The 8,540-nt window shown below is 73.4% G+C and carries 8 protein-coding genes; 5 read left to right on the top strand and 3 right to left on the bottom strand.

Annotation, left to right across the window (positions count from 1 at the left end; all coding sequences use genetic code 11):
* Window positions 1–257: 257 nt before the first annotated feature.
* Window positions 258–1,169: a LysR family transcriptional regulator gene (locus tag ACWEBX_RS35100; protein WP_451888810.1), complete on the bottom strand. Its 912-nt coding sequence runs from the start codon at window positions 1,167–1,169 to the stop codon at window positions 258–260.
* Window positions 1,170–1,284: 115 nt separating this feature from the next.
* Between ACWEBX_RS35100 and ACWEBX_RS35095 the strand changes: the two genes are divergently transcribed.
* The 5 genes from ACWEBX_RS35095 to ACWEBX_RS35075 all read left to right on the top strand — a co-directional run bounded on the left by ACWEBX_RS35095 (window position 1,285) and on the right by ACWEBX_RS35075 (window position 6,278).
* Window positions 1,285–2,190 (top strand): EamA family transporter, encoded by a 906-nt coding sequence (locus ACWEBX_RS35095; protein ID WP_451888809.1) that lies wholly within the window; start codon window positions 1,285–1,287, stop codon window positions 2,188–2,190.
* A 4-nt stretch (window positions 2,191–2,194) separates the two neighbouring features.
* A complete protein-coding gene (aroA, locus tag ACWEBX_RS35090; protein WP_451888808.1) occupies window positions 2,195–3,433 on the top strand; it encodes a 3-phosphoshikimate 1-carboxyvinyltransferase in 1,239 nt (412 codons plus the stop codon).
* Window positions 3,434–3,543: 110 nt separating this feature from the next.
* On the top strand, window positions 3,544–4,803 hold the full coding sequence (locus ACWEBX_RS35085; protein WP_451888807.1) for a Gfo/Idh/MocA family protein: 1,260 nt from the start codon (window positions 3,544–3,546) through the stop codon (window positions 4,801–4,803).
* 75 nt (window positions 4,804–4,878) lie between these two features.
* A complete protein-coding gene (locus ACWEBX_RS35080) occupies window positions 4,879–5,526 on the top strand; it encodes a GNAT family N-acetyltransferase (RefSeq protein ID WP_451888806.1) in 648 nt (215 codons plus the stop codon).
* 122 nt (window positions 5,527–5,648) lie between these two features.
* Entirely contained in the window at window positions 5,649–6,278 is a 630-nt protein-coding gene (locus tag ACWEBX_RS35075) for an RBBP9/YdeN family alpha/beta hydrolase (RefSeq protein WP_451888805.1), read from the top strand.
* Here ACWEBX_RS35075 and ACWEBX_RS35070 read toward each other — a convergent pair.
* Both ACWEBX_RS35070 and ACWEBX_RS35065 read right to left on the bottom strand, forming a co-directional pair.
* Window positions 6,259–7,194 carry an MHYT domain-containing protein gene (locus tag ACWEBX_RS35070; RefSeq protein ID WP_451888804.1) on the bottom strand — a complete coding sequence of 312 codons (936 nt, stop codon included), beginning with the start codon at window positions 7,192–7,194 and terminating at the stop codon, window positions 6,259–6,261. The two genes, ACWEBX_RS35075 and ACWEBX_RS35070, sit on opposite strands and share 20 nt — an antisense overlap.
* 181 nt (window positions 7,195–7,375) lie before the next feature.
* A complete protein-coding gene (locus tag ACWEBX_RS35065; RefSeq protein WP_451888803.1) occupies window positions 7,376–8,311 on the bottom strand; it encodes a bifunctional helix-turn-helix transcriptional regulator/GNAT family N-acetyltransferase in 936 nt (311 codons plus the stop codon).
* Window positions 8,312–8,540: the final 229 nt, after the last annotated feature.

Raw genomic sequence — 8,540 nt, 5'->3', positions numbered from 1 at the left:
GTGCATCAGCCCGTCGCCGTTGGGTGAGGGGTGGGCGTCGGTGGCGACGGGCATCGATGTACCGGCACGGCCCCTCACGCCGGATCCCGGCTGCAGGCGCAATATTTCAGCCCCTCCGGCGATTGAGGAGCGGGGTCTGGGGCGGAGCCTCAGGTACGGGACGGGTAGGGGCGGAGGGGGCGGAAGAAGCGCCTGGACCTACGGGGCCAGGGGGGCCGGCGGGACGGCCCCATGTGGCGGGTCCCGGCCGGCGGGTGTCAGGGGCGTTCCGCCACCGAGGGCCAGTGCGCCTGAAGCGTGCGGACCGTCTCGGCGATGGCCGGCCGGCGCGCCGCCCCCGCGCGCCACAGCGCGTACAGCCGGCGGACCGGCAGCGGGTCGAGCGGTACCTCCACCACCCCGTCGGGGAGGGGGCCGCGGCCGAGGCGCGGGATGAGGGCGACGCCGAGACCGGCGGCGACGAGGGCGATGAGGGTCGGGTTCTCCTCGGCCTGGTGGACGATGTCCGGCTCACTGCCCGCCGCGCGCAGGGTGCGCACCAGCCAGTCGTGGCAGACCCGCCCGGGCGGCTGGCAGATCCACCGCTGGCCGCCCAGGTCCTCGCGCCGTACCGAGGACCGCCCGGCGAAGGGATGCCCGGCGGGGACGAGCAGATCGCACAGGTCGTCGCCGATCACCGCCTGCTCCACCCCCGGCGGGGCGGGCAGCGGTGAGATGTCCCAGTCGTGCGCGACGGCCAGGTCGACCGCGCCCCTGGCGACCAGGTCGACGGACAGATGCGGGTCGATCTCCGTCAGCCGGGTGTCCAGGGCCGGATGCCGGGCGGCCAGGTCGGCCAGGACGGCGGGCAGCAGACCGCGGGCCGCCGAGGCGAACGCGGCCACCGTCAGCCGCCCCGCCGGCCTCCCTCGGAGTTCCTCCAGCTCGGTCTCCGCGCGCTCCACGATCGCCAGCAACTCCTGCGCCGTCGAGGCGAGTTGCTCGGCCTGCTCGGTGAGCCGGACACCGCGTCCGCGCCGCTCCAGCAGGACGGTCCTGGTCTCCCGCTCCAGCTTCGCGATCTGCTGGGACACGGCGGAGGGGGTGTAGCCGAGCGCGGCCGCGGCGGCGCCGACCGTGCCGTGCACCGAGACGGCGTGCAGGGCCCGCAGGCGCTGGAGATCGAGCATGGAGGCCTCCCGGTCCGTGATGGCGATCCCCTCCAGCTTACGTAAGCGTTGCTTCATCCATCCATGCAGACATTCGCGCTGGTGCTACACGGTGCTGACGTCGGATGCTCGACGTATGCGACCCGCACACATCAGCCTCGCCGTCCTCGTCGCCGCCGTCTGGGGCGTGAACTTCACCGTCATCGAGGTCGGACTCGACCACTTCCCGCCGCTCCTCTTCTCGGCCCTGCGCTTCCTCGTGGCGGCCCTGCCCGCCGTGTTCCTCGTGGGCCGCCCCAAGGTGGCGTGGAAGTGGATCGTGGCGGTGGGACTCGTCCTCGGCGTCGCGAAGTTCGGGCTGCTGTTCATCGGCATGGACGCCGGGATGCCCGCCGGACTGTCCTCCCTCGTGCTGCAGATCCAGGCGGTCTTCACCGCGGTCCTCGCCTTCGCCTTCCTCGGCGAACGCCCCACCCGAGTCCGGCTGGCAGGCATGGCCGTGGCCCTCGCGGGGGTGGGCCTGGCCGCCGTCGACGAGGGCACGGCCGGCCCCTTCGGCGCCTTCGCCCTGGTCGTCGCGGCGGCGGCCTGCTGGGGACTGTCCAACGTCCTCACCCGCAAGGCGTCCCCGCCCGACCCGCTGAACTTCATGGTGTGGGTGAGCACCGTCCCCATCCTGCCGCTGCTCGGCCTGTCCCTGCTCACCGAGGGACCGTCCCGCGACCTCGACGCGCTCGGCGCCCTGGACCTCCAGGGCGCCGGAGTCGTCGTCTACGTCGCCTGGATCACGACCGTCTTCGGCTTCGGCGCCTGGGGCTGGCTGCTGCACCGGCACCCCGCGTCCACCGTCGCGCCCTTCTCGCTGCTCGTCCCGGTCTTCGGGATGTCGTCGGCCGCGCTGTTCCTGCACGAGTCGATCAGCCCGCTGCGGTGGGGGGCCGCGGCCCTGCTCGTGGGCGGGGTCGCGCTCACCTCGCGGACGCCGCGAAAGGTCCAGCCGGCGGACGTTCCGGCGCCGGAGCGGGCCGGGGCGCCAGCATGACCCCATGGCCGTCGTCGACATTCCCGGTTCCAAGTCCATCACCGCCCGCGCGCTGTTCCTGGCAGCGGCGGCCGACGGGGTCACCCGCCTCGTCCGCCCGCTGCGCTCGGACGACACCGAGGGCTTCGCGGAGGGCCTGACCCGGCTCGGCTACCGCGTCGGCCGGACCCCGGAGAGCTGGCACATCGACGGCCGCCCGCAGGGCCCGGCCGTGGCGCGGGCCGACGTCTACTGCCGGGACGGCGCGACCACGGCCCGCTTCCTGCCCACCCTCGCCGCCGCCGGACACGGCACCTACCGCTTCGACGCCTCAGCCCAGATGCGCCGCCGCCCGCTGGGACCCCTGTCGCAGGCGCTGCGCGACCTGGGCGTGGACCTCCGGCACGAGGAGGCGGAGGGCCACCATCCGCTGCGTATCGAGGCGGCCGGGGTGGAGGGCGGCACGGTCACCCTCGACGCCGGCCAGTCCTCCCAGTACCTCACCGCCCTGCTCCTGCTCGGCCCGCTGACCCGCACGGGGCTGCGCATCGAGGTCACCGACCTGGTCTCCGCCCCCTACGTCGGCATCACCCTCGCGATGATGCGCGCGTTCGGGGCGGACGTGACGGTGGACGGCGACGTCTTCGAGGTGGCGCCCGGCGGCTACCGGGCCACCACCTACCCCGTCGAGCCCGACGCCTCCACCGCGAGCTACTTCTTCGCGGCGGCGGCCCTGACCGGCCGCGAGGTCACCGTGCACGGCCTCGGCGCGGAGGCGCTCCAGGGCGACCTCGCCTTCGTGGACGTCCTTCGCCGGATGGGCGCGCACGTGGAGACCGGGCCCGACCGCACGACCGTGCGCGGCACCGGCGAACTGCGCGGCATCACCGTCACCATGCGGGACATCTCCGACACCATGCCGACGCTCGCCGCGATCGCGCCCTTCGCCTCGGGGCCGGTCCGCATCGAGGACGTCGCCAACACCCGGGTCAAGGAGTGCGACCGGCTGGAGGCCTGCGCGGAGAACCTCCGGGCGCTCGGCGTCCGGGTGGAGACCGGCCCCGACTGGATCGAGATCCACCCGGGCGTCCCCGCCGCCACCGAGATCAGGACGTACGGCGACCACCGCATCGTCATGGCCTTCGCGGTGACCTCGCTGCGCGCCCCGGGCATGACCTTCGACGACCCCGGATGCGTCCGCAAGACGTTCCCCGCCTTCCACGAGGTGTTCGGGGCCTGGGCCGCCGCGGGCACGGACCACTGAGCGGGCCCGGCGTCCGGCGCCGGCGTCTTGTCGGGAAGATCCGGGGCGGCTAGCTTCGCGACGGACGGCGCCGACCGCGCCGGCGACCCGACCGGGAAAGCGGTGAACAGATGTCCTCCGGTGCCTCCGTTGTCACACTCGCCGTCGTCGGCGCCGGGGACCGGGGGACCGGTCACGCGCGCTGGGCCCTGGACCACCCCGAGCGGGCCCGGGTGGTGGCCGTCGCCGAACCCCGGCGGACCCGGCGCGAACGGTTCGCGGCCGCCCATGCCCTGGAACCGGACGCCGCCGTGGACGACTGGCGGGTGCTGGCCGCCCGCGGCCGGATCGCGGACGCCGTGCTGGTCTGCACCCTCGACCGCGAACACCTCGAGCCCGTACTGGAGTTCGCGGCCCTCGGCTATCACATCCTGCTGGAGAAGCCGATGGCCCTCACCGAGGACGAGTGTCGGCGGATCGTCGACGCGGTGGAGAAGGCCGGTGTGATCCTGGCGGTCGGACACGTCCTGCGCTACACCCGGTACACCCGCGCAGTGAAGGAGATCGTGGACTCCGGCCGGCTCGGTGACGTGATCAACGTCCAGCACCTGGAACCCGTCGGCTTCTGGCATCAGGCCCACTCCTTCGTCCGCGGCAACTGGGGCCGTACGGACCGGGCCACGTCCATGCTGATGGCCAAGTCCTGCCACGACATCGACTGGTTGCAGTACGTCCTCGGGCAACCCCCCGTCCGCGTCTCCAGCTTCGGACGCCTGTCGCACTTCCGGCCCGAGAACAGGCCCGAGGGCGCCGCCGACCGCTGCCTCGACTGCGCGGTGGAGCACACCTGCCCCTACTCCGCCCGGCGCGAGTACGGCGACCGGCTCGCCCGCGGCGAACACCACTGGCCGCTGAGCGTGCTCGTCGACGACTTCACCCCCGAGGCCCTGGAGACCGCCCTGCGCGAAGGCCCGTACGGGCGATGCGTGTACGCCTGCGACAACGACGTGGTCGACCACCAGGTGGTCTCGATGGAGTTCGCCTCCGGGGCCACCGCCACCTTCACCATGACCGCCTTCACCGAACAGGCCGACCGCCGGACCCGGATCTTCGGGACCCGCGGCGAACTGCGCGGCGACGGCGGGAGCCTGAGCGTCTACGACTTCCTGACCCGGACCGAGGAGGCCGTCGACCTCGCCGCGCCGGGCGCCATGGACGCGGCGGGCGGCCACGGCGGGGGCGACGCCGCCCTGATGGACGCGTTCGTCGCCGCCGTCGCCACCGGGAACCCCGGCCTCGTGAAGTCCGGTCCCCGGGAGTCCCTCACCAGCCATCTCACCGTGCTGGCCGCCGAACGCGCCCGGCACGCGGGCACCGTCGAGGCCGTATAACCGCTGGACACGGGCCGGCCCCACCGCGTAGGAATCGCAGCGGACACGACCGGATCGACGAAGGGACGCGGAGCGGTGGGTTTCCAGTTGGAGGGGCCGGTCCTCGAAGGCACACTGGTGCGCCTCGAGCCGCTCGGCCACCGGCACGCGGCCGACCTCGCCGAGGCGGCGGAGGAACGCCGGGACTCGTACGCGTTCACCTGGGTGCCCCGGGCCGACGAGGTCGGGGACTACGTCGACGCGCAGCTCGCCCGCGCCGCGACGGGCAGGCTGGCGCCCTACGCGCAGATCTCCCTCGCCTCCGGACGGGCGGTCGGTGCCACCTCGTACTGGGAGCCGCGGTCCTGGCGCTCGGACGACCGGCTCGACGCCGTCGAGGTCGGCTTCACCTGGCTCGCCGCCTCGGCCCAGGGCACCGGCCTGAACGCCGAGTCCAAGCTCCTCCTCTTCGGGCACGCCTTCGAGGAGTGGGGTGTGGCCCGCGTCGACCTGAAGACCGACGCCCGCAACGCCCGCTCCCGCGCGGCGATCGCGAGCACCGGCGCCCGCCTGGAGGGGGTCCTGCGCAACTGGTCCCGCTCCTGGGCGCCGGGCGAGGAAGGCCTGCTGCGCGACTCCGCGGTCTTCTCGGTGACCGCGGCGGAGTGGCCCGAGTGCCGGGACCGGCTGACCGCGCGGGTGGCCGGGGCGTCGGCCCGGGCGGCGGGCGCGACGGCCCGCTAGGGCCAGGCAGACGGGAATTGTCAGGCAGGCCCTGGGCCGCGCGAACGACTCGGAGGTCTTCGGGCGTGGTTGATCGTCCGAGCCCCTGGACCCGGGAGCCGGGAATCGGAAACGATCGGCCCATGAGCACGTACGACACCGATGACCTCGCGGGCGACGCCCCCGCGCCGGACCAGCGGTCCTTCCTGATCCTGCACGGCTGGCAGAACCACCGCCCGGAGGGCCACTGGCAGCACTGGCTCGCCGCGCGGCTCGGAGAGCTGGGGCAGTACGTCGTCTATCCGCAGCTCCCGGACGCCGACGACCCGGACCTGGAGGTGTGGCTGGCGGAGCTGGCCCGCCACCTGGACGCCCTGCGCGGCTCCGAGCGCGTGGTCGTCGCCCACAGCCTCGGGGCCGTGCTGTGGCTGCAGGCGGCCGCCCGCGGGTTGCCCGGTGCCGCCGGCGTCGACCGGGTGCTGCTCGTCGCCCCGCCGTCCGCCTCCGTCCTCGCGGGACTGCCGGAGATCGCCGGATTCACCCTGACCGAGAAGGGCTTCGCCCTCCTCTGCCCCACCCGGCTGGTCGCCGGCGACGACGACCCGTACTGCCCCGAGGGCGCCGACGCCGTCTACGGCGACCCCCTGGGCGTACCGGCCCGGATCCTGCCCGGGGCCGGGCATCTCGGCATGGACGCGGGGTACGGACCCTGGCCCGCGGTGCTGGAGTGGTGTCTGGACGGGACGGCGCCGCTCACCGCCCGCGCGAGCTAGTGTGCCGGCCGGCCCGCTGATCGCGGGGGCCCGTCTGCCGGCCGTGGACGCCCACCCGCTGGTCGCGGGGATCGAACAGGGAGCCGGTCTGCGGGGGATGCGCGGGGCGCTCGGGGACGACGGCCGTGCCCCGGCGCCGGCGCTGCGAGGACCGGCTCCAGTCCCCGTCGCCGAGCACGAGCTGCGGGTCGAACATCACCACCACTCCGGCCAGGATCAGGAAGACGACCGGTCCGATGAGCATCGGGAGCAGGATCGCGGTCGGTGAGCTGTTGCCGTACATCCCGGACACGTAGGACGCGTCCGTCGCGCCGCGCAGATGCACTCCGAGGGCGGCCATGCCGGTGTAGTGCGTGCCGGTCAGGGCGACGCCCATGAGGAGGGCGGCGCCGAGGGCGGCCGGGAAACCCCGGTAGGAGGCGGCCGTCCACAACGCGGCGGTGGCGGCGGTGACCGCGAGCAGCACGGAGGCCGACACCATGAGCGAGTCGTAGTCCAGGGAACCGTTCAGCTTGATCGCGGCCATGCCGGTGTAGTGCGTGGCCACCACGGCGAGCCCGGTGAGGATTCCGGCCGCGGTGAGAGTGACGGGGGTGGCGCCGCGGTATCCCACGGCGAAGACGCCGAGACCGACCATCGCGATCGCCAGGACGAGGCTGAGCGAGGCGAGACGGGAGTCGTAGTCGATCGGGATCCCCTGGATCCTGAAGCCGACCATCGCGACGAAGTGCATGGTCCAGATGCCGCAGCCGATGGTTGCCGCCCCGAGGGCCAGCCAACCCGGCTTCCACGACTGCCGGTTGTTCAGGGACCGGACGACGCAGCGCAGCCCCAGGGCGCTGCCCAGACAGGCGACGAGATAGGAGGCCGCCGGAGTCGCCGCCCCGAACTCGAAACCCTCCACGGTGCCTTGCATATATGCCAACTCCCCCAGGGAACGGGTTACTTGGGGGAGTACGGTCCCGCACCCAGGTTGCGTGAGCGGTTCCGTACGGTAGGTGTTTGAGTTAACTCTGCGATGCGGCTTCGTTCAACGGGCGGACGGGCTGTCCGCACTCCGGACGGTGGCGCCCCGGGTGCGCGCCACCGTGGTGCGGTCACTCCTGGCCGGCGCGCAGGTCCAGCCGCCAGTCCTGTCCCGTCAGGTCCGCACCGAAGGACCGGTGCGGCTTCTCGGCGACCAGGACGAAGCCGTGGCGCTGGTAGATCCGCCGGGCGGCGGCCAGGACGTCGTTCGTCCACAGGACGAGTTCGTGATAGCCGACCCCGCGCGCGAAGTCGGTGACGGCGCCGACGAGGCGGTCGCCGATACCCAGGCCCCGTGTCTCCGGCTCGACCAGCAGCAGTCGGAGGCGGGCGGTGCCGGGCGCGTCGTCCCGTACGCACATCACGCACCCGACGGGCCGCCCGTCGAGCTCGGCGATCCACACCCGCTCCAGGTGGGGGTCGTGGTCCTCGGCGAAGTCGGCGACGATCCGCGCGACCAGGCCCTCGTAGTCGGCGTTCCAGCCGTACTCGGCCGCGTACAGCGCCGCGTTGCGCTGCACGATCCAGCCGAGGTCGCCGGGGCCCGGTTCGCGCAGGAGGACGTTCTCGGGGCCCGGTGCGGCCCGCCCGTCCCCCAGGAGGGTCCGTACCGTGCGCATCGCCTCCGCGAGTCGCGGCCGGTCGGCGGGCGGCACGGTCGCCAGCAGCGTGCCCACGGTCTGGCGTGCCCGCTCGTCGAGCAGCGTGGCGGCTTCCCGGCCGCGCGCGGTGAGCGTGATCCGGCGGCGCCGCGGATCCTTCTCGGACGCGGTGCGCTCGACCAGTCCGTCCTGCTCGAACTTGTTCAGGATCCGGCTCAGATAACCGGAGTCCAGGGCGAGTTCGGTCCGCAGATCGGCGGCGTCCGCCTGGGACGTGTGCGCCAGTTCGTACAGGACGCGGGACTCGGTCAGCGTGTACGGCGCGTACAGATGGCGGGCGTAGTCGAGCGCGCCGATGACGTTCGTGTAGAAGCGGTTGAAGGAGCGGATGTCCTGAACGGTCATGATCGGCCCCGAAGGTCGGCTGTACCCGGTCGCGGTCGGCCTGCTCCGGCTGGATGTCTGACCCAGTCAGAGATAATCGCCATCCCGAGCATAGAACCGCCGGGCCTCCCGGGCCTACCCCGCAGTTCGGGTTCAGCTCCGGTGGGTGGGGCGGGGCCGTGCCGGTGCATCAGCCCGTCGCCGTTGGGTGAGGGGTGGGCGTCGGTGGCGACGGGCATCGATGTACCGG

The organism is Streptomyces sp. NPDC005070 (assembly GCF_053600395.1).
Note: the sequence above shows the minus strand (reverse complement) of the source record. Positions and strands in the feature narration are given on the sequence as shown.

What these genes read in the sequence shown, in the direction of transcription:
- ACWEBX_RS35100 (WP_451888810.1), bottom strand. Translation starts at nt 1,169, where the DNA reads ATGCTCGATCTCCAGCGCCTGCGGGCCCTGCACGCCGTCTCGGTGCAC.
- aroA (WP_451888808.1), top strand. Translation starts at nt 2,195, where the DNA reads ATGGCCGTCGTCGACATTCCCGGTTCCAAGTCCATCACCGCCCGCGCG.
- ACWEBX_RS35075 (WP_451888805.1), top strand. Translation starts at nt 5,649, where the DNA reads ATGAGCACGTACGACACCGATGACCTCGCGGGCGACGCCCCCGCGCCG.
- ACWEBX_RS35065 (WP_451888803.1), bottom strand. Translation starts at nt 8,311, where the DNA reads ATGACCGTTCAGGACATCCGCTCCTTCAACCGCTTCTACACGAACGTC.
- ACWEBX_RS35085 (WP_451888807.1), top strand. Translation starts at nt 3,544, where the DNA reads ATGTCCTCCGGTGCCTCCGTTGTCACACTCGCCGTCGTCGGCGCCGGG.
- ACWEBX_RS35095 (WP_451888809.1), top strand. Translation starts at nt 1,285, where the DNA reads ATGCGACCCGCACACATCAGCCTCGCCGTCCTCGTCGCCGCCGTCTGG.
- ACWEBX_RS35070 (WP_451888804.1), bottom strand. Translation starts at nt 7,194, where the DNA reads ATGCAAGGCACCGTGGAGGGTTTCGAGTTCGGGGCGGCGACTCCGGCG.